Raw genomic sequence first — 26,563 nt, forward strand, 5'->3', positions numbered from 1 at the left:
CCGGATTAACGAGCGGGAGTGTTGGGAGACGGCGCACGGGGCGGGTAGACACGATGCGGCAGCACCAGGTTCATCACCGCATAGCCAAGGCAGACGACAATCAGCAGGGCGTAGATATCGTTGAGTGCGAGCACGAGAGACTGCTCATGCACGTAGGTATGAAAGACCTGCAGGGAGTTCCGGGCCACATGCCCGCTATCGGGCGACGTGCCGGAAAGCTGCTGCGTGATGGGGTTCCCCATGCCCTGCAAAGCCAGAGCATGCGTGCCGTGATGGTCCAGCAACATGGTGGAATGATACTGCTCACGCCGGCGGCTGAGTGCGGCAAACAGCGCGTAGGCCACTGCATTGGCCAGCCCCTTGAGCATGTTCACCATGCCGGAGATAAACGGCCCATCCGCAGGCCCCATGGCCATAGTCGCCAGCATCAGGGTCGGGATCACCGTCATCGGCTGGCCGAATACCTGCAGGATCTGGAGCGGGTAGAAATTGTCCCGCACCCAGTCCACCGTCAGCCACGTGCCCAGCCAGGCCGAAGCCGCAAGGCACAGCATGCCCCCGGCCAGCACAAAGCGGCAGTCCACCATGCGGCGGTTACAGATGGCCGCAATCAGCGGCAGCATAATCAGCTGTGGCAACGCCACCACCAGTGAGACAGGGGCCGCCTGAATAGGCCTATAGCCGCGCACAGATTCCAGATAGAGGGCGGGAATTTCCCCCATAATGGAGCAGATCGCCAGAATACCGACCAGTGAGAGCAACGACGCCTGAATATTGCGGGACCGCCAGTACTGAATGCGGAAATAGGGGCTGGGATGATAGGCCTCGTTAATGACGAACACGATAAAGGCCGCCATGCCCCAGAAGGTCAGATTAGTGATGAGGGGCGAGCGGAACCAGTCGAGCCTGTCCCCCTGATACAGCACCGTCACCAGCGAGCAGATGGCCGGCACGCCCACAATCAGCCCGAACCAGTTGAACTTCTCAAACCGCTCAAAATGCATGGGGTCACGCGGCAGGCCATACGCCATCATGCCCACGGCAACCACGGCAAGCGGGATAATCTCCCAATACAGCCAGTGCCAGCCCACATGCTCAAACCAGAAGGCTTCCAGCGGCAGGCCAAGATTGGGGCCAAAGGTCGCGCTCATGGCATAGCCACCAATACCGAAGACGCGGATCTGCGGTGGCAGATATTTGAGCATCACGGTCATCAGCACCGGCGGCAGGCAGCCCCCCGCCAGCCCCTGAAAGGCCCGCAAAATGCAAAGAGAGGTCACATCCGGCATGAACGGCGCGGGGATGGACAGGATCGCCATCACCGTCGTCATAAAAATGGAAAAACGGTAGATTGAGAACGTCATATAGAACCACGGCGTGAAGGCCATGGCCGCAATATTGAACGCCTCATAAATGGAGATGACCCACGTCCCCTCATCGTGGCCGATATGCATCGCACCCCGAATGTCGGACAGGCCTATTTCAGTCACATGTTCATTAAAGCCTGCAATATGCACCGCCAGCAGCATGCCAAGGCAGCCAATGACAGTCCGCAGACCAAAAGGCGGAATATAGGACGGTCGCGGTGGCGAGGCGTGAACGACAGGCTCACCGACCGCCTGTGGAGGGGCGACGTTGTTCATGGCCGCACATGATCCTGAGAGCCAGCCTGCCGACAACCCTCATTTGTGGAAAGCGACGACTTCGATTTTCGGAAGAATAATTTCTGGTCAATCCGCCAGACAAAATCTATTTCTGGAGGGATGAAACGCTACGATCTCGATCTGCTTCGTTACCTCAAGGTGTTGACTGAAGAAGAGAGTGTATCCCGTGCGGCCCGCCGCATGAAGGTCAGTGAACCTGCCATGAGCCGCCAGCTCGGCAAGCTCCGGACCACCTTTGCAGACCCCATTTTAGTGCAGGCCGGTCGGCGTATGATCCCTTCGGCCTTTGCTACCGGCGTTCTCAGTCAGGTGCAGGATCTGGTCCACAGTGCGGACAGCCTGCTGGAAACGCGTGCCCTCGCCAATCTGGCCAACATGGCCCCCACCTTCACCATCCGCGCGAATGATCTGGTGGTGGCCGCCCTCGCCCTGCCGCTTCTGAAAGCCCTCAAGCAGGAGTGCCCGCGCTGTGAAGTGATATGGGCTCCGGAGCTGGATGCCGCGGCCTCTGACCCGTTACGGGATGGCGGCATTGACCTGTATCTTGGCGCGACCGACCTGATGAAGCCCGAAATCCGCCGCCAGACAGTCCTGCGAGACCACATGCAAGGACTGGTGCGGAAGGATCACCCTATTCTTGCCGCTCCCATCACGCCTCAAAGCATGGTGCTTTACGATTACATCAGCGTCTCCCGCAGAGGCCGGGCACGCGGCCCCATCGACTGGATGCTGCAAAACCAGCACGGCCTGACACGCCGGATTGCCATGGTGGTTCCCACCTATCATTGCATGGTGGAAAGCATGAAGGAGACGGACCTCATCCTTCCCCTCCCCGGCCTTGTCATCAACCATATCTCGTTGAAGGCTCTGGGGCTGGCCTCTTTTGAATTCCCGCTCTCCCTGCCGAGCGTTGAAGCCTTTCAGGCCTGGCACCCCCGGCGGGATACGGACCCCGTCCACCGCTGGCTGCGGGAAACACTGTTCCGGGTCTCCCGCAAAGTGTTTGAAAAATGCACCCCTTAAAGCGCACCTTGCTGGCTGACCGCGCGAAATCACACCCCGTCACTTATTGGTGGCAAACATGGATGAGGCCATGTTCAGCACCTTCCGCCTGTAAGCCGCACTCAGCGTTGGCGTGTGGGAATGATAATAGCCGATAGCCCGCATCACATCGCCATGCGCCTCATCAATATAAGTCCGCATGATGAGCGCTGAGGCCGCCACATTAAAACAGGGATCTGAAATCAGGCGCGTGGCGGTCGCTGGCACCGAGAGATGACGGATATCAGCCAGAGGCTGCACCCAGCGCGTGTTGATCTGCATCAGGCCCAGATCCGCACTGCCATCCCCGTTCGGATGCACCATCCCTGTCACACCCCCTTCGACCTTCTGGATCACGGGCAGAACACGCGGGGGAATATGGTAATGGTTGGCGCTGGCAATCATGCAGGCAAGAAGTGAAACGGGCATAGTCATCCTGAGTTCAACGGGCTGTGGCTGCTCCCCTTTTTGACGTTTGTCTTAAAAGAGCACCGGAGCATCCCACTTTTCTCCCTATGGACCCAGTCAGACTTTTTCAAGGCGTGGACTGGAAGCCCAGCCCTCACCGTGCATCAGACGCGCCCCAGCCGATCCGCCAGCCTCCCCCATAAGATGCGCCCTGCCACACCCATTTTCCACCCAAAATGCCCGGCTATGGGTTTGACCGGGGTTGGCGGAAACAGCGCCGTGCCCTGCCCCGTCACGTATTGTGCGATATGTTGCCCCATAACCGTCGCCATCGCCACGCCACGCCCATTATAGCCCACACAGGCCAGCAACCCCGGCTCCGGCTCATGCCAGTGGGGATAATGGTCCAGCGTGACACCCAGCTGCCCGTTCCAGCCATGGGTCCAGCTGATATCGCGCAGTTCCGGCCAGAGCGTTAACGCCCGCTGAACCAGATACGGAAAAGCCGAAGCCCCGTGTAAATGATGAGAATAGGATCGGCCGCCCATCAACAACCGTCGCTGCGCATCCACCCGGTAGTACGTAGTAATCTGGCCCAGTTCATACAAAACCTCATGCTGCGCCAAAATCCGGGCGGCATGCCCCTCTGGCAGCGGAGTGCTGGCGACAATACCGCTATAGACCGGCACGACAGACCGCCGCAGAGCGTCCCACGCTTTGTCTGTATAACCGTTTGTCGCGAAAAGCAGTCTATCAGCACGGACAGAACCCTGCCCTGTCTGCACCTGCCACGCGTCACCCTGACGGGCAAAAGACGAGACCCGCGTTCCCCCGTACAGGCTCGCCCCGGCTTTGACCGCAGCCTGTGCAAGACCCCGCGTATAAGCCAGCGGATCAAGCTGGCCGCCCCGTGCATCCAGCATCCCACCGCAATACAGCGCATTGCCGGAGCGTGCCTGCATGTCCGCTGGCTCCAGCCATTGCACCGGCCAGCCACGCCTCAGGCACTCGTCGGTCAGTTGCCGCAAAGGCGCAAGTTGGGCGGGCGCTGTAGCGGCTCTCAGCGTTCCGCCACGCAGGGCCGAGCACGCAATGCCATGCTGCTCAATCAGATCAAAAACCAGATTGGGCGCATTCCAGGCTGCGTCCACAAGAGCCGGACCATACACCGGACCGAAATCCTGCTCCACTTGCGAGGGAAGAGGTTTGAGGCCGGGATTCACCTGCCCCCCGTTGCGCCCGGAAGCCCCCCAGCCGGGCTGTTCGGTCTCCAGAACAACCACCTTCACACCTTTTTCGGCAAGGTGAAGTGCTGTCGAAAGCCCGGTCAGGCCAGCCCCTACAATGACAATATCGGCATGCGTGCTGCCATCCAGAGGCGGATAGACCAGACCATCCCCGCCATCTGCTGCGTAAAGGCTGGCTACCGTGTTCATGCGCCCTCGCCATATCCAATAATAGCTTTAATTTCCAGAAAGTCTGTCAACCCGAACGAGCTGCATTCACGCCCGTTGCCGGACTGGCCATAGCCACCAAATGGTGCCGCCACGGTCCATGCTGCCCCGTTGATATTCACGTTCCCCGCGCGCAGACGGCGCGCCACGGCTCTGGCGTGCTTCAGGTCACCAGACTGAACGTAAGCTCCCAGACCATAAGGCGTATCATTGGCAATCTGAATGGCCTGCTCTTCATCATCATAGGCCAGAATAGACAGAACAGGGCCAAAGATTTCCTCGCGTGAGACCGTCATATCCGGCGCAACATTCCCAAACACGGTGGGCTTGACGTAATACCCGGTTTCCAGTCCTTCCGGTTTCCCAAGGCCGCCTGTTACGAGGGTCGCCCCTTCTTCAATACCTTTGGCAATCAGTTTCTGAATACGGTCATACTGCACGGCACTCACAACCGGGCCAAGCTGCGTGGTTTCATCCGCCGGAGAACCCATTTTGAAGGACTCAGCAGCCGTTTTAGCAATCTGCATAGCCTGTTCCATCTGTGCACGCGGCACCAGCATGCGCGTTGGCGCATCACAGGACTGGCCGGAATTGCTAAAGCAGCCTTTAACCCCTCTCGTCACCGAATCTTCAAAATCTGTATCAGGCAGAATAATGTTTGGTGATTTCCCACCAAGTTCCTGATGCACACGCTTGACCGTTTCCGCTGCCAGTTTTGCAACAGCAATACCGGCACGGGTCGAACCGGTAATGGAAACCATATCCACATCCGGGTGGCTGGCAATGGCTTCTCCCACACCGGGGCCATCACCGTTCAGCATATTATAAACACCCGGCGGCAGGCCTGCCTCATCCAGAATTTCCGTAAAGACCAGCGCACTGAGCGGTGCAACTTCGCTGGGCTTCATCACCACCGTGCACCCTGCGGCCAGCGCGGGCGCGACCTTGCACATAATCTGGTTCATCGGCCAGTTCCACGGTGTAATAAGCCCCGCAACCCCAACTGCCTCACGGGTGATCAGAATATCACCCCGCATTTCGTCAAACACGTAGGTTTTAAGAGCTGAAATCATTTCTTCCAGATGCGCCATGCCAGCCCATGTCTGGCTGTCCCGCGCCCGGGCAATGGGGGAGCCCATTTCCTGAGAAATCGCCTGCGCCATATCTTCAGAGCGCTTTTTATAGACAACAAGAATACGCTCCAGCACAGCCAGACGCTCTTCCCGCGTGGTGACGGACCATGCCGGAAAGGCCTTGCGGGCAGCGGCCACCGCCCGGTTTACATCCTCAGGTTCCCCAAGTGCGATCGTGCTGCACACCTCTTCCGTTGCAGGATTGATAACATCCAGCGTGCGGCTGCCCACCGGGTTAACCCACTGGCCGTTATAATAAAATTGCAAAGCATGAGACATGGCGTGCGCGTTCCTTAAAGGAGGATATTTTGATCGACCATCAGGCCATTTGTTGCAATAGTCAGGCAAACAACCGGGAACTGATGGATATGAAGGCTCTGATACTGGCGCAGGGCACACTGTGGATCATCATGGTGCTGACTGCCACTGTCGCCCTGCTGCTGCTCAAACAGGTTAAAGCACTGTACCGCAAAATTGCGCCCCTTGGCGCTCTGGCTCCGGTCAACCCCACGGCCTCCCGGCTGGATGCCCATCCCCAGACAACCCTGGACGGGCAGGACGTCATCATCGGTGGTCAGAGGTCCAATGGCAGAAAATTGCTGCTGCTGTTTATCTCCGGAACCTGTCCGATCTCGCAAAAAATGGTGTCCATTACCCGTGATTTTTGCGTTCGTGAAAAACTTGACCTGCTGTTTGTGGGGGATGACACCCCGCAGGCGCAGGAAGAAGCGGTCTCCACCCTTGGCATTACCCCGTGTGACATGGTCAATTCCGCCACAATCGGCCGCCTGCTGGGCGTAGACCGCGTTCCCTTTGCAGTGCTTCTGGCCCCGGATGGCACGGTGGAAGCGCGCGGGCTGGTCAACAACCGGGAACATCTGGAAAGCCTGCTGAGCGTTATGGAAACGGGCCACAGCTCCATTCAGTCTTTTCTGGAAGCCAACCCGCATGCTCTTTCGCCCTCTTAACGGGGGCACTGCGCCGCAGCGCGGGCCAGCACCTCGGCGCGCAAGGCCAGAAGATCCGTTGAGGCAATCGGCTGTGCCCTCAAGGTATGAATTTCCGCAGCCGTAAAAGGTTTGGTGCCTGCCGGGGTGCTGGCCCCGCCCATACGAAACAGCACAAAATTCATGACATCTGCCAGGTCCTGATCATCCCGAATCAAGGACATGGAAACACCCGGCACCCGCCCGATATAGGCCCGCCCCTCTGCTGAGCAGGCAAATGTGCCGACATGGTCTCGCAAAATCGGTACAAATGTGCGGGCTGAAACACCCTCAATCCCGTGGCAGCCACCACAATGAGTCAGATAGTTTGTCGTCGCATGGTCCAGCATCGCGGCCCCTGCTGTGGGCGCTGTGTCAGCCCACAACAGAAACGCAGACACCGCCCCTGCCAGACAAACCATGCGTCTGGCAGGCCGCAGCGTGCATTCCCCTACAACATTACGGAATAGGGTGAGCAGCATTCAGCGCATTCCGTTCAGCCTGAACTTCCGGACCTTTCTTGGGGGTTGCGCGGGCTGCCTTCACATCATCCGCCGTAATGGTCGGGGCCGGTGAGGTATCCCCCAGAGACGCAACATAGGTCAGCACAGCCGCAATATCATCATCAGAGAGCGCCTTGAGAGACGGCATGAACCCGGCATAAGCCGCGCCACCGGCCTGAATGGGGCCGTGCAGACCGTTCAGCACAACATCCATCAGATATTTCTTGCCTTCAGGCGTGGCTGCAATTTTATCAATCCGGTTTTTCAGAACAGGAAACTGGCCCGGCATCCCTGCCCCACCAGCCTGATGGCATACGGAACAGTTGGTGTTGTAAACCGTCAGCCCGTCAGAGGCTGCGTGGGCAGAACCCGCCAGAACCGGAGCCGCGGCAAGAACACCAGCCAGAAGACGTAAACCGTGTTTAATCATGATGCATTCCCAACAATAACAGAAGTCGAACAATTATAGATCAGTGCGCCTGTACCAAAGCACCAGATGATATCATTATTGGCCTGAGGCCGGTAGCTCGGCTGGTCACCCTCCGTGCCAACGCACAGGGGCTGGCTGCACGCATCCTGTCCGCAACAGTCCCGATACGCAACAAGGTAGGACTGCCCGTCTCCGGGATTAAAGCAGGTGCCAATCCATGAGGTAGGTGAAGGGCTCGTCCCCGGCGGGCAGCTATGAACACCCCCGCCACAGGATGCGCACAGGAACCCGTCAATCGCGCAATAGCGCCAGTAATTACAGGCCGTAGGGTCCGTCGTCTGGGCATCAGCCGCAAAGGGTGTGGGGGCCTTGAATTTGGGTTTAGCGGCCTGTGCGGCAGACGCCCGCTCGACCGGCAAAGTCGGGATCAACGCCCCGAACGTCACCCATGCCCCAACGCGCCCAAGCAGGCCCCGGCGGGAACTATGACCTGCAACGTGGCGGGTCAAACGCTCAATCGTGCGGTCCAGCAGGCTGTGTGCCGTGCCGTCCTTTTCAGCGCGCGCTCCGGAATGTGCGGACACATCAGACTGCGACATGAGAGGTCTCCTTCATTTGGGCCTGACGTGCCTGCGGCAACGTAGCAACCAAAGATTCAATTTCGCGGCGGCTGCTGGCAACGTCCCGCGCCGTGATGACACCACGGGGGTCAAGCACCACCAAAGTCGGCAGGCGGCCAATCTGCATCAGCAAAAGCAGTTCCATGCTGACCAGCAACGGCACGCCCTCAAGTGGCGTCCGCTGCGCCATGGCCGAAAGGGCGGCAACATCGCCCTCGCCTATCAGCGCCAGATCAAGCCCATGCTCCTGCGCCACAGCACGCGCCACAGGCAGAGCACGCTTACAGACGGGGCAATCAGCCGAGACAAACATCAGCATCATGGCGCGGCCAGCAGCACTGGCGCCCCCAATGGCAACCGGCGCATCGGCCAGCGTGCGGGCGGTAACCTGAGGCAGCGCCTGCCCAGCCTGCAAGCCGGACAAAACCGGCTGCACGCCAATGGGAGCCAGCCGCTCATGCAGCACACCAATCTGGCGGGCCAGCACAAACACACCTAGCGCCAGCCCCAGCGTAAAGACGGTCAGCAACAATGTGGACACTGTGAGAATAATCAGCATCAGCTCAGCGCCTCCGCGCCAGTAAGAGACGCCGTTGCTACGCACAGCAGCAGAAGGGAAACGCCCATAAGCAACCCTTCAACACACAGCAGGCCAAACTCCGGCTGACCGCATAGCCCAACCAGAAAAACCAGCACGGCCAGCGCCACATTGCGCAACACAGAAGCCCATGACAGGCGCGCATCCACACCCGGGATACACCCGCAGGACAGATGCGTGCGGCCTCGCGCCACGTTGATCCCCATCGCAGCTGCAAACACCAGCAGCAACACCGCCGAGACCAGTCCAGCCGCCAGTGTAGCAGCACCAGAGAACAACCAGATCCCGAGAAGGGTTTCCGTCACAATAATGGTGTAGGCAGCCGGAAACGCCCCATCCAGCGGCAACAGGCGATAGGCTGCAATATCTGAGGCAAACCGGGCGCTGTCAGTAGCTTTGCCAATACCGGTGAACAGGAACAGCGCACCAAACGCCCCGCTGCCCAACGCCCCCAGCATCTGAAGTAAAAGGTTATGCACGCTCATTCACCCAGCGCGACAGTGAAGTACAGGTCATCGCCCAGATGAGACATCTTGTGCAGCTGCCTGCCGCTTTTCATGTCCCAGATAAACAGATCCCCCGCATTATCGTTGGTAAACAGGAGCGGTTTATCATCCTGCGTGACGCCTACCATTGTGGCCGGCACAGGCAACGGAATACGCCGCACCAGTTTATGCGTTGCAGTATCCAGTTCCCAGATTTCCGTGCCCGGCTTTTTATGGGTCCAGAATGTGCCTTCATGCATCAGCACAAACAGGTGCCCGCTGGCATAATGAAGAGCCGAGAGCTGCCAGCCGCCCGGACGCCATGTTTTAGCGAAAGGTGCCTCAGCAGCAGGGGCTTTTTTCATACCAGCTGCTTCCTGAATAGACCAGGGTGCTTCCACCTTGCTGTCAGCAGACAAGGCGGTGGGATAAACAAGGCCGCTATAGGAAATAAACCACGTTTTGCCATCAGACCGCCGGGTGGGGCTGTGCTCAAAAACAGCGTCCTTTTCCGGGTCAAAAAACGGCTTGGTGTGCGCAACCTTTGCTGTGCCATTCTTCAGGCTGACATTGGCAAGGCCACCGTCCGCACAGATGGACGTAAATCCGTCATTCCCCCACGGATAGGCCAGGGCGCAACCCGGCAGATCAACAGTCTGGGTGACCTTATGCGTGGCCGTATCCACAACATGCACCGCATTGGTGGGCACCATGGAAAATACATACACACGTCCGCCATCCTGACTGATAGCAAGATCATTTTTCTTGGGCGTGACCAGCGCCCGGCCCGGCAGCACTTCATCATTCGTAATGGTCAGCGTCTGCGGGTCATACGCGGGCAGAAGGTCAAGTCGATCCCCGCGATTACCGCGAGACCAGACAGTCTCCGCCACATAAAACGCCCGGCCTTTGGGGTCCTGCACAACGTTGCCGTTATAGGCCGCCTGCACCATGCCGAGCAGCTTCCCCTTGTCCGCATCCACAACGTAAATACGGCCATCCTTGGCGTGTGTGCCCGCAGTATCCTGCACCAGAATACGATGCGGCGTGACCGGAGAAAGCTTGATAATGTCGCTTTCTTCTTCCTGCACAACCGGCTCATCTGCCCACGCTTTAAGGGACGCTACGGAAGACGCTCCCAGTGCCACAAGACCCAGCACAAGAGCCGCCGAGCCGGACCGGAGAGCTGTGGAATAGCGCATAAAATCAAACCCCTTGGCTGATAGAGCAGATGAATACGCAGCCGCACTGCGCAGGGAGAAAAAGAGTGTCATTCTCTGGCTCCAGATGCAACGCCACCGGAACGAAGTTTTATCCAGCCACCCAACGTAATAAGGCACAGGGCGACCGCCCCGACAGCCAGTTCATGCCGTGTTTCCGGCGCACCCAGCATGGAAAGCAGAACCCCCACGAGCATGATGATCGCCAGCCAGCCCTTCCATGCGCCCGGCCGATACAGCCGCAACCGCGCACAGACAATGAGGATATTATAGACCATGATAAATGCCCCGGTTGTGGCCACCAGAAAGGCAAACACCACACCGGGCGAGAGAACGGCCGTGGCAGAAACCAGCAACGCTACAGCAGCACTGGCCAGCACCGCCCGGCGCGGCAGATGCGCCTGTGGCGCCATGACCTGCAAGGCGCGTGGCGCATCCCCCCTGCGGGCCATTTCATACACCACGCGGGATGTGGCGTATAAACCTGAATTGAGCGTCGACAATGTTGCGGACAGAATGACCAGCGTCATCACCACACTGGCATAGGGCACATGGAAGCGCTCAAGCGTCATGAGGAAAGGTGAAATTCCACGCACGCTCTCCGACCAGGGCAAAAGGCACAAAATCAAGGTAATTGAGGTCAGATAAAAGACCAGCAACCGCACCGCAACCGTGCGCGTAATCCGGGCAATATTGCGATCCGGATTATCTGATTCCAAAGCCGCAATGGTCGCAATCTCGCTTCCCGTCATGGAAAACAAAACAGTGGGCACAGCAGCCAGAAAGGCAAAAGCGCCCATCGGCATAAAGCCACCATGCCCCAGAAAATTGTCTGCAACCGGCACAGAATGGCTGCTGAGCAACACAACACCAATCACGACAAACAGACAAATGGCGGCAACTTTGATCAGCGCAAACCAATATTCACATTCGCCATAATTTCTCACAGACATCAGATTGATGGCCGTCATAACGGCAAGAATGACAATTTCAATCACCGCATACGGCACAGGCACATACGGCGCGATGAGAGACGCCGAGGCAATCACTTCCACACCAAGCGTCGTCACCCAGACCATCCAGTAAACCCACCCAGCCACAAAACCGGGCAACGGTCCGAGTGCATGCCGGATCTGGCTGACAAAAGACCCATGCCCCGGCGCATGCAAGGCAATATCTCGCAGCATGATATTGACCAGAAAAACCATGAGGCCAGAGAGGGCGTAAGAAATCAGGACGCTCGGCCCTGCCGTCAGAATAGCCCCCGAGGACCCAATAAAAAGCCCCGCGCCAATTACACCACCAAGAGAAATCATGGTGATATGACGCGGCCTCAGGCTTTTGGCCAGCTGTGGGCCAGAAGATTGCGCCGTCACAGAGTACTTCCCCCCGGCATTGCTGAAACAAACGGGAACGTCTGCCGCTCCAACAGTTCTACAACAGCACGGTGCGCCTGTTCAAACGCCGCATCGGTATGCGGGCTGGCGCCGGCATCTGAATTCGCAATAGCAATCCGGCCAAACGGCTGACGCGCTTTAACGCAAGGCCGCTCAGACGTTTCTGTAAAGACCCAGTCCAGTGGCTCGTACAGGCTATTATACGTATACGCATAACCATGAGGCCACCGATTGACTGTTATGGCTGCAATATCCCGGGGGGCATCAAAGCCGCCCGGCCCCAGAATACGCTGTAACTGGCTGCGGATTTCTTTTTCAAACTGTTCAAACGTCAGCCCCAGAAGCACGCTGCGTCCGGCCCGATATTGCTCACGCTTTGAAAGACCGGGCACCCCGAATGTCTTGATCATCCGGACGACAATCGGCTTTTCCGGGTCCGTGGGGGCTTTCAGTCCGCCGAGAGACATCGGTTCCGCTAGTTGCACTTCTTCAAAAAACATTCCTGGACAGGAAATTTCTGCCACACCCAGTTTTTTAAATGCACGCCAGTTTTTTAAGGCAACATTGACGTACGCAATCGGCCCTTTAACACCATAAGCCAGCGCTTCTTTTTGCGGAGCAGGCAAGCTGGGCACCATGTAAGGGATAATCATGTTCCAGCATGCCAGCACCACCTGTCGCCCCTGCACTTTGCTGATCTGCGCCGGAGTCGCTTCTCCGGCAGGGGCGCAAAGAACGGAAACTGTTTGCGCCGTCTCCGGCACACCATCATGCGCAACGTGCAGCGCCAGCGTGCCTAACCGGATACGAACAGGCTGATTTGGCTGGTCGAGTTTTTCATAAGCAAACCCGGCAAGACCCATATCATCCTGAGACCGCGCTTTTGTCGCCCCCGGCACCAGATGTGAGACCAAAAGCCGAGCCAGTGTCGCATTGCCATCAGGAAAGTGAGCAGTCTCTTCGGAATCTTTCTGCCGCCCATGCTGGCCGCCCTGTAAATCAGACAGCAGGCCATCCGGCACATCGCCCAGCCCCAGACCGGAAAAACCCGGATACCCCATGACCCACGCAAACAGCGCGGGCAGAGCATCCCCTCCAACGCAAAAAATACCTGCGCCTGTTTTTTGAAATATGGCGACGGCTGTAGGATCAACCTTAGCAATAATCAGCAGATAATCTTTGTAAGAGAGAGTCGCGAGCGCCTTCTTTTTCTCAGGAACGCTTTGGCCTGCCATATAATCAGGCTGCGTTGAGGAGACAATCCTGACAAGATCCTGCCGTGCTTTTTCAGAAAGCGGTGCATTTTTCAATGCCTCTTCTGAAATATAGCGCCATTGCGCGGCGGCATTCTCTTTGCTTTTAGGCATCAGATAATCATGCGGCCAGATTTCCTGATTGAAAAACAGCCCGGAACGCAGCCCCATCTGCTCATACAGGTGGCTTGTTTTAATATTTTCCTTTTTATACGCGTCTATATTCACACCGATGTCAGACAGGATCATCGTCGCCCACTGGTTATAGCGTTTCGGAGATTCCATCTCCAGCGTGCCACCGTTGAGAACAAGTCTGTGACCATCAACAGAAAACTCATTCCTCTTGGCGTGCCCACCAAAATCATCATGATTTTCAATAATCAGAACAGTTTTTTCAGGTCCGGCATATTTGCGATAAAAATGCGCTGCGGCCAGACCACTCAGTCCACCGCCCACCACAACAAGATCATAAACTTCATCGGTTGCTTTGATATTTTTTTCCTGAAGGGTGCCATCCCGCAACGCGTGAGCTGCTTCAAACGCCCCGGGATGGCTACCCCGCAAACCTGTGCGCAAAGGAGGAGCCACAAAACCCTCTGTTGACGCAGCCTGCGCAGAAGCCGAAAGCCCCTTCACAACCCCACTCAGCGCGGTGGGAACCAATATTCCCCCGATAAAATCTCGACGTGTGATGCGTGCTGGCATTCTGACCTCAGTGTATGACGTGTGCAGGATAGACAGAATTGTAAGGTCAGAACTCCGCGCTAACCGTCCCAAAGAATTCACGCACTGCACCACGCTCAAGAGACTGATAATCTCCCGACATCGGGTTCCCATTCTGCCCCATCATGGAGATATATTTTGAGTTGAAAAGGTTATAGACATTGAAGTCTACAGAAAGGTTTTTCGCGAAACCAACTTTACCGAAATTATAGCGTGCTCCCGTGCTTGCCAGCCAGTAACCGGGCACTGAGGTATCATTCACATAGCTGAAGTAACGCCTTGAATAATAATGCACGTCAAAATGTGTTTCAAGCCCCTTCCAGCGATAAGACAGATTGGCCTTATACATAAACTGCGGGAAGTTAACGATTTTCTTTCCTTTTGTGTAATAAACACCCTCTGATGTATTAATATTTCCGCCATATGTGGAGTGGTTGTAGCTCACGCTATTATAGATCGCCAATCCCTTGATCGGTGTAAGGGTCACTGCAGCATCAACACCGTTGGTATGCACCGTTGTGGGCACCACAGTATTGACCGGTGCCAGAATTGTGCCTTCCGTTGCCGTCTGCAAACGGTTTCTGGCATCCGCATGATACCCTGCCAGACTGGCCTGAATCAGCTTGTCTGTATACCGATACCCCACCGCATAGACCCAGTCTTTTTCTGGTGAGAGGTTACGCTGCAACCTACGGAACGTATCCTGATCCTGCACAGACCAGGGAGACTGCCCGACACCATTTGCCGTAACCTGATAGCTCCGCATATTTTCGGCCAAATCAAAATAGAATTCATGGTTTTTCAGGAAGCGATAACTCGCCCCAACATGCGGGAGGAAGGCACTTGCTGCCGTCATGCCGCCGTTAGGAAGCGCATCCACGCCGGTATAGTCGGAATTATTGTAATTTGCGCCACCCGCCGTCGTTGCCAGCATGGATTTGAACCCCGCAGTAATCCGCAGGTTGGTAATGGGCCGCCAGGTATCCTGCAAATGATAGGTAAAGTTGTTGGTGCGCCAGCTAAACCCATACCCCTGCCGGAAGGCGCGGCCATAGACATTGTAAGGCCCTACAGTTTTAAGAGGTGCCCCTTCCCCCAGAGCCGGTTCGTTATACCAGAAAAGCCCTGCATCCTGATTGTTGTTTTCATACCAGACGCCTGTATCAATGGTATGATTAGCAATTTTATAGAGAAAGCTTGTCGTAAAGCCATACCGTTCCTGACGGTTCTGCCACACTTCTTCGGAAAGCGGGGCACCGGTCCCTTCAGACGGCACGGTGGCATCGGAATACGTGTAATAACCAGTCTGACTGGTGCCATACAGCGTGGTACGCCACCGCAGCGCATCCGTCAGTTCAAGATCAAAATTCAGGCCGCCCGTATAGTCAACTTCATGCTGGCCGCCGTCATAAAGATACGGAGAGTCACCATTGGCATTAATCGCATCCGTCGTCGGAAGCGTAACGTTGCCTGCAGCGTAGTTATAGGCCAGTCCATAATTGGGATAGAGATGTGGGGTGCGCCAGCCCAAGCCATCCAGCATGGCCAGAGAGGTATCCCAATATCCCCATTCCTGCAGGTCGCTCCAGTTGAAAAAGGCTTTCATGACACTGTTATTGCCAATCGGCTGTACCAGCTTGGCATCAACCTGCTGCTGAAACTGGGACCCGCCACCAGCCCACAATCCTTCATCAGAGCGGGAATAAGCCGTCATGAACTTGGTGCCGGTATTATTCAGCTTGCCACTGTCGAAACGTGCATACGTGCGATAAGAGCTATAACTCCCAAAACCCTGAGAGATCTTGCCGCCTAGTTGGTCTTTCGGGTCTCCGGTCTCAAACTGCATCGTTCCACCCAGCGTGGAAGTAGAGGGAACAGCAACGCCCCCCGGCCCTTCGGACACAATTGTGCGCTCGATATCGTCTGAAATAGCCGCCTGAACAATGTTGTATCCGTTGGTGCTCTGATACGTCATATCGTTAAGCGGAATGCCATCCAGAGTTGCGCCCAGCTGATCCATAAAAAACGCACATAAATGCTGGAGCCCCACAGGTCCAACCCCATTGGATCTGTAGAACTGAAGCTCACACCAGGCAGGCGATCAACCGCTTTCAGCACAGATGTCCCCGGCGTGAACTGCTCCATGATGGCTTTGGAGACAACGTTATCCGCACCCCGTGAAACACTACGGTGCGAACTGACTTCCAGCGCCTCACTGCCGCCCTGTACAGGCCCATGATCACGATGCCGAATAGCAGGCGCCACCCGCCCGGACGCCTTTCGCGATGCACCTGATGCAGCCAGCACCGCAGGCTTGCTGTGAGGGACATGATGCACCTGCGTTGACACAGGAGCAGAGACCTCTCCCGAGGCCGCCTTTGCGGGATCTGACACAAGAAGCGCAGGCATTGTTAAGGCCGAGAAGGACAATGCACATCGAAGAGGCAGTTTCCGGCGGGAAGTGACCATCTCTGCGAGTTTCATTTTTCTGCTCACGTCTGTTTCTTCCACTTTGAAATGCCGAAAAAGGCAGGATTTAAAACGCTTTTCTGCGTTCAGATGAGCCTGAATTCTACGGAGACATAAGACTTAAAGCTGCCCGGAAAACCTCTGCGCGTTCGCCTCGCAATGTGAACTTTCTTGCACAGATACAAAACAGATTCGGTATCAGCAGTATCTTACAGACCTCACAAGAAACGTTTCTTTTGTGTGATGATATGGAGAACAATGCCTTATCGCAACAGTTTTATAAGGTTTTTCAATCTCCGCGGCCTTCAACAGTTCCCCGGAGCATGTGTTCATTATCAAAAACACTTCAAACACTAATAGGATGCAAAGATATCGAACGCACCCTGCGCCTTCCCCTTGTCAGAACGCCTGTTTTTTCATTACGGTTAAAAAATAGAGAGCAGCGAAAGAATCAGACGTTATGGATGTTGGCGGCACACTTTACGCTTTACGCACGCAACGCGGCCTGTCCCAGCGCGAACTGGCGAGACGATGCGGCGTTGCCAATGGCACAATCTCACTAATTGAATCCAACGCCATCAACCCTTCAGTCGGGCTGCTGCGTCAGATTGTCCATGCTCTGCCAATGAATTTATCGGAGTTTTTCGCCTTCGAGCATCTTGAAGAGCGTAAGCTTTTCTACCGTGCGTCTGAACTGCGTGAGATTGGCGGCAAAGGGATTTCTTACCGCCAGATTGGCACAAACCTGAATGGCCGCGCCCTGCAAATGCTGGATGAAGTCTACGCCCCCCGCACAGATACGGGCAAAACCATGCTGCATCACACGGGGGAAGAAGGGGGCGTGGTCATCAGTGGGGAAATAGAAGTTACTGTGGCCGACCAGCGCGCTATTCTCGGCCCCGGGGACGCCTATTATTTTGACAGCAATCTTCCCCACCGCTTTCGCAACATTGGCAAGGAACCCTGCCACATTGTCAGCGCTGCAACGCCCCCTAGTTTTTAAAAGCAGACGGTTTGATGTCCGTCTGTGTGTTGCCAAAATGGGCCAGAACGTAAGAGGCAATGGCTGCAAGCTCTTCCTCTGTATAGGCTTTTGAAAAACCGGGCATAAAAACGCGTCCTTGCCCCGTCTCTAGCGCTGTGCCGCTGCGCAAAACCTGCACCAGATTATCCGCCGCAGGATCTGACACACTATGTGCCCCAGCAAGCGCGGCCCACTCAGACTGTCGGCCGCGTCCATCCGGTAAATGGCACCCGGCACAGGCCTGTGCAAAAAGCCCCTTCCCTCTGCGTGCAACATCGCTCAAGGCATGGTCTGCCTGAGGCGACATAGCCTGTGCCACCGGCCCTTCTGCAATAGGCGGCAGACTGCGCAAATACGTAACCATGGCTGCAATATCAGCCTGCGTCATATAGCGCAGACCATGTTCCACAGCTTCTGCCATCGGGCCAGAGGCCGCCCCCTTGCCACTGGCTTTACCGGTCGAGAGGTAAGAGGTCAGTTGTTCGTCTGTCCAGCCTCCCAAACCGTGCTGCGTATCTGAGGTCAGATTATAAGCACGCCAGCCAACCTGCACGGCCCCGGCGTAAGCTTTACTACTCAGGCCGTACGTTATGGTGCGAGGGGTATGGCACTGGCTACAATGCCCTAACGCTTCCGTCAGATAAGCCCCGCGGTTCCATTGTTCCGATTGAGCTGGATCAGCCTGGAAGCGTTTGTTCGGGTTATTCAGCCAGTTCCAGAATATCATGCTCCATCGCTGGTTGAACGGAAAATACAGCTTATTCTGAGGAGCAGGCACATTCTCAGGCTTCACGCTAAACAGATAGGCCTTGATAGCCAGCGCATCTGCATCACTCAGCAGTGTATAAGCCGTATAAGGCATGACGGGATAAAGATGCTTCCCTCCACGCCCCACACCGTCTCGCAACATTTTCAGCCACTCGTCATCTGTATAATTGCCAATCCCGGTTTGCTTGTCTGGCGTAATGTTAACAGCAAAAATTGTGCCAAAAGGCAGCACGAAAGGCCGGCCGCCTGTAAGACTTCCGCCTTTAGGTGCTACGTGACACGCCGCACAGTCCGCCGCCCGGAAAAGATACTCTCCTCGTTTGATGAGCTCGGGCCGCGTATCGGCCTCAGCTCCCGGAGCACTGTCAGCAAACGCCATGCCACTGTAGAAACTCAGCGCAACGGCTGTCGCCCCGCGCAAAACATGCTTCAAAGAGCAAAGCGACATCATGCCTTTTCTCCGCCAAGCTGTTTGGCAAATGGAATGCGGCGCAGGCGTTTTCCGGTTGCGGCGAACAGAGCGTTTGCCAGCGCGGGGGCCGCTGCAACAGTGCCCACCTCCCCAATCCCGCCAATTTCTGCTTCAGGATCTGGTACCAGATGCACCTGGATATCCGGCGTCTCGTTCAGACGCATCATGCGGTAGTTGTGGAAGTTGGTTTGTTCAACCCGTCCGTCTTTCAACGTGATTTCATTATAAAGCGCCATCGTCAGCCCAAAAATGAGGCCACCCTGAATTTGCGCCACAATACCATCGGGAAAGACAATCGGCCCGCAATCCACGGCGCTATGCACCTGAACAAGACGGATCGACCCATTTTTCTCAACAGCAACTTCCAGCACGGTTGCCGCCCATGTCTGAAAAGAATAATGGAGCGCAATCCCCATCCCATGGCCCGGCGGAAGCGTCTTCCCCCAGCCGGACTGCTTTTCCACTTCGTTCAACACTTTCAGCGCGCGGGGCTGATGAGCGGCCAGCTTTTTACGAAGCGCCAGCGGGTCCTGTCCGGATTGATGTGCGAGTTCATCAATCATGCTCTCAACAACAAACACATTATGTGTTGGGCCCACCCCCCGCCACCAGAGGGTCGTCACCGCATCGGGTTCATCCCGGACAAATTCAACCAGTTGGTCCGGCATGGCATAAGGGGTTTGCGCAGCCCCTTCCACAGCATCCGGGTCCAGCCCTTTCTGCATCCCCTCCGGATACCAGCGCGCCGTGACGGATGAACCCGTCGTACGATGATGCCATCCGCTAATCGCACCATCCTCAGTCAGCCCCGCAGAAATCCGATCATAATAATACGGGCGGAACTGATCCTGCGTCATATCTTCTTCCCGCGTCCAGATCAGCTTCACAGGGTAAGACACCTGTTTTGCAAAACGCGCTGCCTGACCGATGGAATGGGAATCCAGCCTGCGCCCAAAACCCCCGCCAATCAGGTGATTATGCACGGCAATATTTTCCGGACGTAAACCCGTTGCATCAGCCACTTCCTGCCGCGCTCGCCCAGGCACCTGCGTGCCAACCCAGACATCCGCCCCGTCAGGCCTGATATGCAGGGTTGTATTAATCGGCTCCAGCGGCGCATGCGCCAGAAAAGGAAGCTCATAAACAGCATCAATACGCGTGTGCGCCTGCTTCAAAGCCTCCTGCGCATTACCGTTTTTGACAGCCACTACACCAGACTGTTCTGATGTCTTTTTCATACGGGCAATAATATCATCGGTGGAGGTGGTTGCGTTTGGACCATACTCCCATTGCGGAAAAGCCGCTTCCATCCCCTTCATGGCTGCCCACATATGCTCGCCTATGACGGCAATCGCATCCGGCAACGTCACCACATCCACCACACCCGGAACAGCTAGTGCTGCCGCCCGATTATAGCCGGTCAAATGGCCGCCTTTAACCGGGCACGCCATGATACGCCCGATTTTCATGCCCGGTATCTGTGCATCTATCCCGAACTGCGCGCTTCCGTTTGTTTTCGCTTTTGTATCCAGCCTGCGGGGGCTTGTGCCAATCAGGGTGAAATCAGAAGCGGGTTTAAGAGAAACTTTTGTCGGCACAGGCTGATGCGTCGCTGCCTCCGCAAGCTCTCCATAAGACAGGCTCCGCTCACTGCCCGGATGAAAAACGCGCCCATCCCGGGCCTGACAGGCACTTTCTGCCACACCCCAGATTTGTGCAGCAGCAGCAACCAGCATCATGCGGGCCGCAGCCCCGGCCTCCCGCAAGGGGACCCAGCTATCCCGCGTCGAGGATGATCCGCCCGTTTCTTCCTCGCCTGCCACACTATCAACATAGGCAGGATCAGCCGGTGCGGCCTCAACAGAAACCTGATCCAGTGTCACGCCCAGCTCTTCTGCCAGCAGCATGGAAATACCGGTGTAAATTCCCTGCCCCATTTCTGCATAACGCATGATCAGCGTCACAGCGCCCTGCGGCGTAATCCGAATGAACGCATTCGGCCTGAATACAACCCCCGTCGCTGTATCCTGCGCCTGAGAAGCCTTTAAAAGCGGCAACCCCGGCAGAAAAGCAGACAACAGAAAACCGCCGCCCCCGCTTAACGCAGCTCCCAGCAAAGCCCGGCGGGATGTGGGCAAATTTTTACGCTTCATGGCTGGCGGCTTTATGAATGGCTTTGCGAATACGTACATAGGTCCCGCAGCGGCAGATATTGCCAGCCATAGCCTCATCAATATCTGCATCCGTTGGCTGCGGGATCTGCTGTAACAGGGCCGTTGCAGCCATAATCTGCCCGGACTGGCAATAACCACACTGAATGACTTCCTCATCCAGCCAGGCCTGCTGCACCTTCGCCCCGGTTTCTGTATGTTCAATTGCCTCAATGGTCAGAATATCATGCCCGGCAGCAGCGGCGACCGTGAGCAGGCAGGCTCTGACAGGCTGCCCATCCAGATGCACCGTGCATGCCCCACACTGTGCAACTCCGCACCCGTATTTTGTGCCCGTCAGACCAAGAATATCGCGCAACACCCAAAGCACCGGCATATCCGGCGGCACATCGACCTCGCGTAATACATTATTGACTTTGAGATCAAACCTCATGCGAGCCCAGCCTTACTGCGATTATTTTGGATATCCGCCAGACAGGATACCTCATTCTCGGCCAGAGAGCGCACTAAAAATGCACATGCCCGTCTTTTTAGAAGATATTTCCGTTATGGAGACCCAATACACACATAAGGCAACTGCCTTATTGTGCATTTCTCTCCTTACCTTCCGCCGGAAATCCTATTTGATTTCTTAAAATCAGGGCGAGAATGCATCAGCCATCACGAACTATATTTATAGAAACATAATGGCTGATATTTGATGTCAGAGGTCGCCAGTTAGAAACTGCGCACGCCCCAGACCAAAGCTCCAGTGTTCGTCAGAATTCTGCACAATGGACACCATGAGGTCAGCCGGCTTCAGCCCACAGTCTTTCTCCAGCTTTTCCGCCAGAAGGCGGTAAAACTCGGTAATCTGTTCTTTTGAGCGAGGGCGAGACACAACCTGAAGCAGCACCACCTTATCGGTACGGGGAATATCCAGCCCGGTATCTTCAATGATCATGTGGGTTTTATCGTGCTCAGAAACGAGCTGATACCGGTCACGCTCCGGCACTTTGAAAGATTCCAGCATGGCAGCATGCGCGGAATCCAACAGTTCGCGAATTTCCGTCGCGTTACGGCTACCTTTGACAATATGAAAATGCAGAAGGGGCATAAAGAACAATCCTTTTCAGAAAGAATGAGTAAAAACTCGCAACTCAGCCGACGGTTTCAATCACATTTCGGAGTGTGAGCATCATGTCTTTCAATTCCTGCTCAGTGGAAATGAAGGGAGGTCCAAAGGAAATGATGTCCCCCGTCACCCGCAACAGAAGCCCCTGACGGAGCCCTTCTTCAAACACGGCTGTGCCACGCACCCCGGCTCCGGCTTCCGCAGGTTTCAGTTCAACCGCAGCGGTCAGACCAATATTGCGAATATCTGCAATATTTTTCAGGCCTTTCAGACTATGAGCAGCATCTTCCAGAACCGGTTCCAGCGCACGCACACGCTCAAACAGCCCTTCACCCTCCATTACATCCAGCACGACATGCCCCACGGCAGCGGCAAGCGGATGGCCGGAATAGGTATAGCCATGGCAGAATTCGATGGCGCTCTTCGGGCCCGTCATGAAGGTGTTGTAAATCTCATCCGTTACAATCACGCCGCCCATCGGTACAACACCGTTGGTGACCGCCTTGGCAAATGTGATGATATCCGGGGTCACCCCAAAACGCTGCGCTGCAAAAGGCGCGCCCATGCGCCCAAAGCCGGTAATCACTTCATCAAAAATCAGCAGAATACCGTGCTGGGTGCATATCTCGCGCAGCCGCTGCAGATAGCCAAGTGGCGGCACAATCACGCCCGTTGAGCCCTGCACAGGCTCCACAATGACCGCAGCAATGGTTGAGGCGTCATGCAACGCCACCAGCCGCTCCAGATCTTCCACCCGATGCGCGCCCCATGTTGGCTGCCCACGGGTAAACGCCATATGCTGAGGCTCATAAGTATGCCGAAGATGATCAACTCCCGGCATCATACCTGCAGCAAACATCTTGCGGTTAGAGAGAATCCCTCCCACCGACATGCCGCCAAACCCGACGCCATGATACCCCCGCTCCCGCCCGATCATACGGAAGCGATTGCCCGCACCTTTAAGCCGATGATAGCCCAGAGCCACCTTCAGAGCTGTATCGACGGCTTCAGACCCGGAATTGGCAAAAAACACATGGTTCATGCCTTCAGGTGCCATGTCAGCAATACGCTGAGCCAGAGACAGCGCGCCTTCATGCGTCACCTGGAAACAGGGTGCAAAATCAAGCGTCTCCACCTGCGCTTTGACAGCCTCGGCAATCAGCGGGTGCCCATGCCCCAAAGGGGTGCACCACAATCCAGACAGCGTATCAAACACCTTCTTGCCATCAAGTGTCTGATAATAAGCCCCTTTAGCAGACACCAGCGTGCGGGGTGCCGGGTTAGCCTGCAACACCCGGGTCGCCGTAAAGGGTTGCCAATATGCCCCCTTTTCCACAGCGGCAACTGGATCAAAGTTTCCCGTCCCATTCGGCATTGACTGCTGTTCCTCTTATTCCCGCCAACGCAGTGCATCAGGCGTATTCGATAACAAACAGTAACGGCTTCCCTCTTTCAGGCCTATGTACAGTTGCGCATATTTTCCACAAACTGTACTGCATTCTTATGGTTAAGATAGCATCTCCATCCATTGCGCTTGATCCAGGGCTGCCTGCCTCCCTCATTTCCCAACTTGTTGCGGCTATTACCGAGCAGATCCACACTGGCACCCTTCTGACGCAGGAGCGCCTTCCGTCCATTCGTCGCATGGCAACGCTCTGCAATGTTAGCCCTATTACTGTCGCCAACGCTTATACGCGGCTTGTGTCCGCAGGCCTGCTCGATGTGCGTGATCGGGGTGGCTATTACGTCAAAGCCTCACCGCTTCTGGCGACACAACGGCCGCCCATCGACTCACTCTGGCTTTTGCAACATGCGTATGAGGACAACGCCCCCATCATCAAAGCCGGATGCGGCTGGCTGGCCCAGCCTTACATTTTTGCAAATGCTGTAAAGCAGGGCCTGAAAGCCCTTGAGCAATCACCCCACCTCGCCTCCATACTGGATTATGGAAGCCCTTATGGCCTGACGGAACTCCGCCGAGCCATTCGTCGGCTTCTGGCAAAACGTGACATTCCCTGTGCTGAAGACGGCATCATTCTGACGCATGGCGCCAGTCAGGCACTGGAACTGGTCTTGCGGACCTTAACCCAACCAGATGACACCGTGCTGGTGGATGACCCCGGCTACTGCAACCTCTATCCGCTTCTGCAAAGTCTGGGTCTCAACGCTGTCGGCATAGCCCGCACACATGCCGGCCCCTCCCCCGAATTATTTGAGCGCGCCCTCAAAACGCATCAGCCCAAGCTGTTCATAACAACCTCAATTCTCCACAACCCGACAGGCAGTTGTGTGACGACTGACAATGTGGCGGCGATCCATGCCCTCGCCATCAAACACGGCGTTGCCATTATTGAGGACAATATCTTTCTGGATTTAGCGCCGGAAAGCCAGCCCTGTCATGCGCGGCATGATAAACTCCAGAATGTCATTCATATTGGTAGTTTTTCTAAAACCATTGCGCCCGGCCTGCGCGTCGGCTATCTGGCCTGCGCGCCTGATGTTGGTAAACGCATCCTGCGCTACAAAATGGCCGCCAGCCTGACCAGCGCTGGATTAAACGAAGCAACGGTCCTGCATATTATAAAAACTGGACAATACGGCCCTCACTTGACCGACCTGAGAGAACGCTTGTTTCAGGCCCAGAAAACTGTCTGCCAGTCTTTAGTCGCCGTTGGCATGACGCTGTCTCTGCGCCCGATGGGCGGCCTGTTTGTGTGGGCACGCTTCAGGAAAGACGTCACCACACACGCCATTGCAGAACGGGCCGCAGCGGAAGATATCCTGCTAGCACCCGGCTCCCTCTTTCGCCCGGAACGCTCGGAGTCACAGTGGTTCCGCTTTAACGTCACCCACTCCAACCACGACCGTCTCTACGCTTTTTTAGAGAAAGAAAATAAAGGTCGGTAAAGAGACGCAGACTTTGCTCTGATACCTTACCTGAGAAGCATAATCGCTGCATTCCTCCCGGACATACATCCAGCTCAAGCAGAGAATGACGAAAATGTCATAATACTCAGAGTGTCATAATAGTTTCACAAACAAACAATGGCAAACTGCTAAATAGCCTCTGCATTAAGAGGTGACATAAGGTTATGCTAGAGAACACAGAGCGTAGCCATTGGCTGGCGAGTTATATTTTACCAAATGAGCATATAGTCCGCTCATGGCTTGCACGTTTCCCGGACTTTGAGGCTGATGATATTATTCAGGAAGCCTATGTTATCCTCTCCGAAGCAGACGTTAGCAATGTTACAAATCCCGTCGGCTATTTTCATACCATTTGCCGCAATCTGGTTATACGCCACTATAAAAAAGCGCAGGTCGTTAGTGTTACGGCTATTGCTGATTTGCAACATGACATTCTGATAGACCAGACACCTTCTGCGGAGGACATTACCACTGCCCGCGCAGAACTCCGGTTTCTGGAAGACATCATAAAACAACTCCCCGAAAATTGCCGATATGTCTTTATTGACAGAAAAATAAATGGCCACACACAAAAAGATTGCGCAAAGAAACTCGGCATATCAGAAAGAAGTGTCGAAAAGCGGCTTGCCAGAGCGCTTGTCCTGATCTCCAAATTTTATGGACAGCGTGAAAAAGCCCCCCAGAACACACAAACAGGACTGACCCGTGGCAACAAAAGACTCTCTTGATGACGTTGCCGCACGCTGGGTTGCCCGCATAGACCGTGGTAGCCTTACAAACCAAGAAAAAGATGATCTGGAAACCTGGCTACAGACCGATATCCGGCACAAAGGCGCTTTTTTACGCAGTCAGGCCGTATGGCACGCGACAGACAGAGCCAAAGCCCTTTACAGCCCAACGCTTAACCTGCCTCAACACAAACAAAGACCATCCCGACGGGCATTTATGTCTGCTGCTGTGGCTGCCTCTGTAGCGGCATTTTTCATCCCTGCAGAAAGCGGGGAAGCCAGCACACGCTATAGTACGCAAAAAAACATCCTGCATTGCGAGAATAGCAAGCAACACAGAATAGTGCTGGATTGCTATACTCAGCTCGAAGACAAATCAGAACAGACCTCTTTGCTCATGGGGCAATGCTTCATTACCGACAGGCACCGTTACGTCAAAACGCAAAATTTGCGGTTTGTGCTTGATGGCAGTCTTTTGCTCACAAAAAGCTCTTCTTACGAGAATGCCGTTGTAGTTGATGGCACAGCGATCATGCATGGCCACAGGCTGAATGAGCACAAACACTTCTCTGTGGGAGCGCAGGTGACTGTAACACCACAAGGCAGGTTGCACTTCAGCACTGTTGATCAGGATAACCTTGCACGTCTGACGGCATGGACCCAGGGCCAGGTCTCTCTGGCGACAGAAACACTCTCTGAAGCCACAGATATTTTTAACCGATACAACCAAAAACAGCTGGTTCCTTCCTTCAGACTGGCAGACATGCGCCTTTCAGGCCTGTTTGACCTTAACCGCCCAGATGTCTTTGCCCAGGCCGTCAAAGCCATTCTCGGCGCTCATATCAAGGAAGATGCTGGCCATATTTTTCTTGAATAAGAGCCGTCTCGAAACTGTCACAAAAAAAGACGGAGGGAATGAGCGGGGGAAAGACTCATTGAAAGTATGATGTGTCTATCTCACTAAGGTTCCAAGA

General features: G+C 55.4%; 25 protein-coding genes. 6 read left to right on the forward strand and 19 right to left on the reverse strand.

Going from position 1 to position 26,563, the window contains the following annotated elements; translation table 11 throughout:
• Positions 1–5 precede the first annotated feature (5 nt).
• On the reverse strand, positions 6–1,643 hold the full coding sequence (locus tag ACHQGU_RS09055; protein ID WP_395494748.1) for an MFS transporter: 1,638 nt from the start codon (positions 1,641–1,643) through the stop codon (positions 6–8).
• Between the two features lie 120 nt (positions 1,644–1,763).
• Between ACHQGU_RS09055 and ACHQGU_RS09060 the strand changes: the two genes are divergently transcribed.
• A complete protein-coding gene (locus ACHQGU_RS09060; RefSeq protein WP_395494749.1) occupies positions 1,764–2,687 on the forward strand; it encodes a LysR family transcriptional regulator in 924 nt (307 codons plus the stop codon).
• A 39-nt stretch (positions 2,688–2,726) separates the two neighbouring features.
• Here the strand turns inward: ACHQGU_RS09060 and ACHQGU_RS09065 are convergent, their stop codons facing one another.
• The 3 genes from ACHQGU_RS09065 to ACHQGU_RS09075 all read right to left on the reverse strand — a co-directional run bounded on the left by ACHQGU_RS09065 (position 2,727) and on the right by ACHQGU_RS09075 (position 5,979).
• Positions 2,727–3,134 carry a lytic transglycosylase domain-containing protein gene (locus tag ACHQGU_RS09065; RefSeq protein ID WP_395494750.1) on the reverse strand — a complete coding sequence of 136 codons (408 nt, stop codon included), beginning with the start codon at positions 3,132–3,134 and terminating at the stop codon, positions 2,727–2,729.
• Positions 3,135–3,277: 143 nt separating this feature from the next.
• Entirely contained in the window at positions 3,278–4,549 is a 1,272-nt protein-coding gene (locus tag ACHQGU_RS09070) for an NAD(P)/FAD-dependent oxidoreductase (RefSeq protein ID WP_395494752.1), read from the reverse strand.
• Positions 4,546–5,979, reverse strand: coding sequence for an aldehyde dehydrogenase family protein (locus tag ACHQGU_RS09075; protein WP_395494754.1), 1,434 nt, complete (start codon positions 5,977–5,979; stop codon positions 4,546–4,548). Before ACHQGU_RS09075 ends, ACHQGU_RS09070 begins: the two co-directional genes overlap by 4 nt.
• A 29-nt stretch (positions 5,980–6,008) precedes the next feature.
• On the opposite strand from ACHQGU_RS09075, the gene ACHQGU_RS09080 reads away from it, so the two are divergent.
• Positions 6,009–6,668, forward strand: coding sequence for a methylamine dehydrogenase (locus ACHQGU_RS09080; RefSeq protein ID WP_395494755.1), 660 nt, complete (start codon positions 6,009–6,011; stop codon positions 6,666–6,668).
• On the opposite strand, the gene ACHQGU_RS09085 is transcribed toward ACHQGU_RS09080, so the two are convergent.
• From ACHQGU_RS09085 to ACHQGU_RS09130, 10 genes are all read right to left on the reverse strand, one after another.
• Positions 6,665–7,168, reverse strand: coding sequence for a cystathionine beta-lyase (locus ACHQGU_RS09085; RefSeq protein WP_253556341.1), 504 nt, complete (start codon positions 7,166–7,168; stop codon positions 6,665–6,667). The two genes, ACHQGU_RS09080 and ACHQGU_RS09085, sit on opposite strands and share 4 nt — an antisense overlap.
• Entirely contained in the window at positions 7,146–7,619 is a 474-nt protein-coding gene (locus tag ACHQGU_RS09090; protein WP_062143320.1) for a cytochrome c, read from the reverse strand. The genes ACHQGU_RS09085 and ACHQGU_RS09090 overlap by 23 nt, the downstream gene beginning before the upstream one ends.
• Positions 7,616–8,218 carry a methylamine dehydrogenase (amicyanin) small subunit gene (gene mauA / locus ACHQGU_RS09095; protein WP_395494758.1) on the reverse strand — a complete coding sequence of 201 codons (603 nt, stop codon included), beginning with the start codon at positions 8,216–8,218 and terminating at the stop codon, positions 7,616–7,618. Before mauA ends, ACHQGU_RS09090 begins: the two co-directional genes overlap by 4 nt.
• Positions 8,205–8,798, reverse strand: a complete 594-nt coding sequence (locus ACHQGU_RS09100; RefSeq protein WP_395494760.1) for a redoxin family protein — start codon at positions 8,796–8,798, stop codon at positions 8,205–8,207. The genes mauA and ACHQGU_RS09100 overlap by 14 nt, the downstream gene beginning before the upstream one ends.
• Positions 8,798–9,322: a MauE/DoxX family redox-associated membrane protein gene (locus ACHQGU_RS09105; protein WP_395494762.1), complete on the reverse strand. Its 525-nt coding sequence runs from the start codon at positions 9,320–9,322 to the stop codon at positions 8,798–8,800. Before ACHQGU_RS09105 ends, ACHQGU_RS09100 begins: the two co-directional genes overlap by 1 nt.
• Positions 9,319–10,524 (reverse strand): amine dehydrogenase large subunit, encoded by a 1,206-nt coding sequence (locus ACHQGU_RS09110; RefSeq protein WP_395496410.1) that lies wholly within the window; start codon positions 10,522–10,524, stop codon positions 9,319–9,321. The genes ACHQGU_RS09105 and ACHQGU_RS09110 overlap by 4 nt, the downstream gene beginning before the upstream one ends.
• A 68-nt stretch (positions 10,525–10,592) precedes the next feature.
• A complete protein-coding gene (locus ACHQGU_RS09115) occupies positions 10,593–11,918 on the reverse strand; it encodes an amino acid permease (protein WP_395494764.1) in 1,326 nt (441 codons plus the stop codon).
• Complete coding sequence (locus ACHQGU_RS09120; protein WP_395494765.1) at positions 11,915–13,897, reverse strand: NAD(P)-binding protein; 1,983 nt, start codon at positions 13,895–13,897, stop codon at positions 11,915–11,917. Before ACHQGU_RS09120 ends, ACHQGU_RS09115 begins: the two co-directional genes overlap by 4 nt.
• A gap of 46 nt (positions 13,898–13,943) precedes the next feature.
• Positions 13,944–15,935 (reverse strand): TonB-dependent receptor, encoded by a 1,992-nt coding sequence (locus tag ACHQGU_RS09125; protein ID WP_395494767.1) that lies wholly within the window; start codon positions 15,933–15,935, stop codon positions 13,944–13,946.
• Positions 15,887–16,180 (reverse strand): hypothetical protein, encoded by a 294-nt coding sequence (locus tag ACHQGU_RS09130; protein ID WP_395494769.1) that lies wholly within the window; start codon positions 16,178–16,180, stop codon positions 15,887–15,889. Before ACHQGU_RS09130 ends, ACHQGU_RS09125 begins: the two co-directional genes overlap by 49 nt.
• A gap of 664 nt (positions 16,181–16,844) precedes the next feature.
• On the opposite strand from ACHQGU_RS09130, the gene ACHQGU_RS09135 reads away from it, so the two are divergent.
• Positions 16,845–17,387 carry a cupin domain-containing protein gene (locus ACHQGU_RS09135; RefSeq protein WP_043551040.1) on the forward strand — a complete coding sequence of 181 codons (543 nt, stop codon included), beginning with the start codon at positions 16,845–16,847 and terminating at the stop codon, positions 17,385–17,387.
• Here the strand turns inward: ACHQGU_RS09135 and ACHQGU_RS09140 are convergent.
• From ACHQGU_RS09140 to ACHQGU_RS09160, 5 genes are all read right to left on the reverse strand, one after another.
• Complete coding sequence (locus tag ACHQGU_RS09140) at positions 17,377–18,627, reverse strand: c-type cytochrome (RefSeq protein ID WP_395494771.1); 1,251 nt, start codon at positions 18,625–18,627, stop codon at positions 17,377–17,379. The two genes, ACHQGU_RS09135 and ACHQGU_RS09140, sit on opposite strands and share 11 nt — an antisense overlap.
• On the reverse strand, positions 18,624–20,801 hold the full coding sequence (locus tag ACHQGU_RS09145) for a molybdopterin cofactor-binding domain-containing protein (RefSeq protein WP_395494773.1): 2,178 nt from the start codon (positions 20,799–20,801) through the stop codon (positions 18,624–18,626). The genes ACHQGU_RS09140 and ACHQGU_RS09145 overlap by 4 nt, the downstream gene beginning before the upstream one ends.
• On the reverse strand, positions 20,791–21,252 hold the full coding sequence (locus ACHQGU_RS09150; RefSeq protein WP_062248735.1) for a (2Fe-2S)-binding protein: 462 nt from the start codon (positions 21,250–21,252) through the stop codon (positions 20,791–20,793). The genes ACHQGU_RS09145 and ACHQGU_RS09150 overlap by 11 nt, the downstream gene beginning before the upstream one ends.
• A gap of 270 nt (positions 21,253–21,522) precedes the next feature.
• Positions 21,523–21,915: a tautomerase family protein gene (locus ACHQGU_RS09155; RefSeq protein WP_062144536.1), complete on the reverse strand. Its 393-nt coding sequence runs from the start codon at positions 21,913–21,915 to the stop codon at positions 21,523–21,525.
• 43 nt (positions 21,916–21,958) lie between these two features.
• Positions 21,959–23,308 (reverse strand): aspartate aminotransferase family protein, encoded by a 1,350-nt coding sequence (locus ACHQGU_RS09160; RefSeq protein ID WP_395494776.1) that lies wholly within the window; start codon positions 23,306–23,308, stop codon positions 21,959–21,961.
• Positions 23,309–23,436: 128 nt separating this feature from the next.
• Between ACHQGU_RS09160 and ACHQGU_RS09165 the strand changes: the two genes are divergently transcribed.
• The 3 genes from ACHQGU_RS09165 to ACHQGU_RS09175 all read left to right on the forward strand — a co-directional run bounded on the left by ACHQGU_RS09165 (position 23,437) and on the right by ACHQGU_RS09175 (position 26,466).
• On the forward strand, positions 23,437–24,840 hold the full coding sequence (locus ACHQGU_RS09165) for a PLP-dependent aminotransferase family protein (RefSeq protein WP_395494778.1): 1,404 nt from the start codon (positions 23,437–23,439) through the stop codon (positions 24,838–24,840).
• A gap of 185 nt (positions 24,841–25,025) precedes the next feature.
• Positions 25,026–25,589 (forward strand): RNA polymerase sigma factor, encoded by a 564-nt coding sequence (locus tag ACHQGU_RS09170; RefSeq protein WP_062144703.1) that lies wholly within the window; start codon positions 25,026–25,028, stop codon positions 25,587–25,589.
• Positions 25,567–26,466, forward strand: coding sequence for a DUF4880 domain-containing protein (locus tag ACHQGU_RS09175; protein ID WP_395494781.1), 900 nt, complete (start codon positions 25,567–25,569; stop codon positions 26,464–26,466). Before ACHQGU_RS09170 ends, ACHQGU_RS09175 begins: the two co-directional genes overlap by 23 nt.
• Positions 26,467–26,563 lie beyond the last annotated feature (97 nt).

The organism is Acetobacter sp. KSO5, assembly GCF_044094635.1.
In the GTDB taxonomy this organism is placed as follows: domain Bacteria; phylum Pseudomonadota; class Alphaproteobacteria; order Acetobacterales; family Acetobacteraceae; genus Acetobacter; species Acetobacter cerevisiae.

What these genes read in the sequence shown, in the direction of transcription:
- ACHQGU_RS09055 (WP_395494748.1), bottom strand. Translation starts at nt 1,643, where the DNA reads ATGAACAACGTCGCCCCTCCACAGGCGGTCGGTGAGCCTGTCGTTCAC.
- ACHQGU_RS09060 (WP_395494749.1), top strand. Translation starts at nt 1,764, where the DNA reads ATGAAACGCTACGATCTCGATCTGCTTCGTTACCTCAAGGTGTTGACT.
- ACHQGU_RS09065 (WP_395494750.1), bottom strand. Translation starts at nt 3,134, where the DNA reads ATGCCCGTTTCACTTCTTGCCTGCATGATTGCCAGCGCCAACCATTAC.
- ACHQGU_RS09070 (WP_395494752.1), bottom strand. Translation starts at nt 4,549, where the DNA reads ATGAACACGGTAGCCAGCCTTTACGCAGCAGATGGCGGGGATGGTCTG.
- ACHQGU_RS09075 (WP_395494754.1), bottom strand. Translation starts at nt 5,979, where the DNA reads ATGTCTCATGCTTTGCAATTTTATTATAACGGCCAGTGGGTTAACCCG.
- ACHQGU_RS09085 (WP_253556341.1), bottom strand. Translation starts at nt 7,168, where the DNA reads ATGCTGCTCACCCTATTCCGTAATGTTGTAGGGGAATGCACGCTGCGG.
- ACHQGU_RS09090 (WP_062143320.1), bottom strand. Translation starts at nt 7,619, where the DNA reads ATGATTAAACACGGTTTACGTCTTCTGGCTGGTGTTCTTGCCGCGGCT.
- mauA (WP_395494758.1), bottom strand. Translation starts at nt 8,218, where the DNA reads ATGTCGCAGTCTGATGTGTCCGCACATTCCGGAGCGCGCGCTGAAAAG.
- ACHQGU_RS09100 (WP_395494760.1), bottom strand. Translation starts at nt 8,798, where the DNA reads ATGCTGATTATTCTCACAGTGTCCACATTGTTGCTGACCGTCTTTACG.
- ACHQGU_RS09105 (WP_395494762.1), bottom strand. Translation starts at nt 9,322, where the DNA reads ATGAGCGTGCATAACCTTTTACTTCAGATGCTGGGGGCGTTGGGCAGC.
- ACHQGU_RS09110 (WP_395496410.1), bottom strand. Translation starts at nt 10,524, where the DNA reads ATGCGCTATTCCACAGCTCTCCGGTCCGGCTCGGCGGCTCTTGTGCTG.
- ACHQGU_RS09120 (WP_395494765.1), bottom strand. Translation starts at nt 13,897, where the DNA reads ATGCCAGCACGCATCACACGTCGAGATTTTATCGGGGGAATATTGGTT.
- ACHQGU_RS09125 (WP_395494767.1), bottom strand. Translation starts at nt 15,935, where the DNA reads ATGGATCAGCTGGGCGCAACTCTGGATGGCATTCCGCTTAACGATATG.
- ACHQGU_RS09135 (WP_043551040.1), top strand. Translation starts at nt 16,845, where the DNA reads ATGGATGTTGGCGGCACACTTTACGCTTTACGCACGCAACGCGGCCTG.
- ACHQGU_RS09140 (WP_395494771.1), bottom strand. Translation starts at nt 18,627, where the DNA reads ATGATGTCGCTTTGCTCTTTGAAGCATGTTTTGCGCGGGGCGACAGCC.
- ACHQGU_RS09145 (WP_395494773.1), bottom strand. Translation starts at nt 20,801, where the DNA reads ATGAAGCGTAAAAATTTGCCCACATCCCGCCGGGCTTTGCTGGGAGCT.
- ACHQGU_RS09150 (WP_062248735.1), bottom strand. Translation starts at nt 21,252, where the DNA reads ATGAGGTTTGATCTCAAAGTCAATAATGTATTACGCGAGGTCGATGTG.
- ACHQGU_RS09155 (WP_062144536.1), bottom strand. Translation starts at nt 21,915, where the DNA reads ATGCCCCTTCTGCATTTTCATATTGTCAAAGGTAGCCGTAACGCGACG.
- ACHQGU_RS09160 (WP_395494776.1), bottom strand. Translation starts at nt 23,308, where the DNA reads ATGCCGAATGGGACGGGAAACTTTGATCCAGTTGCCGCTGTGGAAAAG.
- ACHQGU_RS09165 (WP_395494778.1), top strand. Translation starts at nt 23,437, where the DNA reads ATGGTTAAGATAGCATCTCCATCCATTGCGCTTGATCCAGGGCTGCCT.
- ACHQGU_RS09170 (WP_062144703.1), top strand. Translation starts at nt 25,026, where the DNA reads ATGCTAGAGAACACAGAGCGTAGCCATTGGCTGGCGAGTTATATTTTA.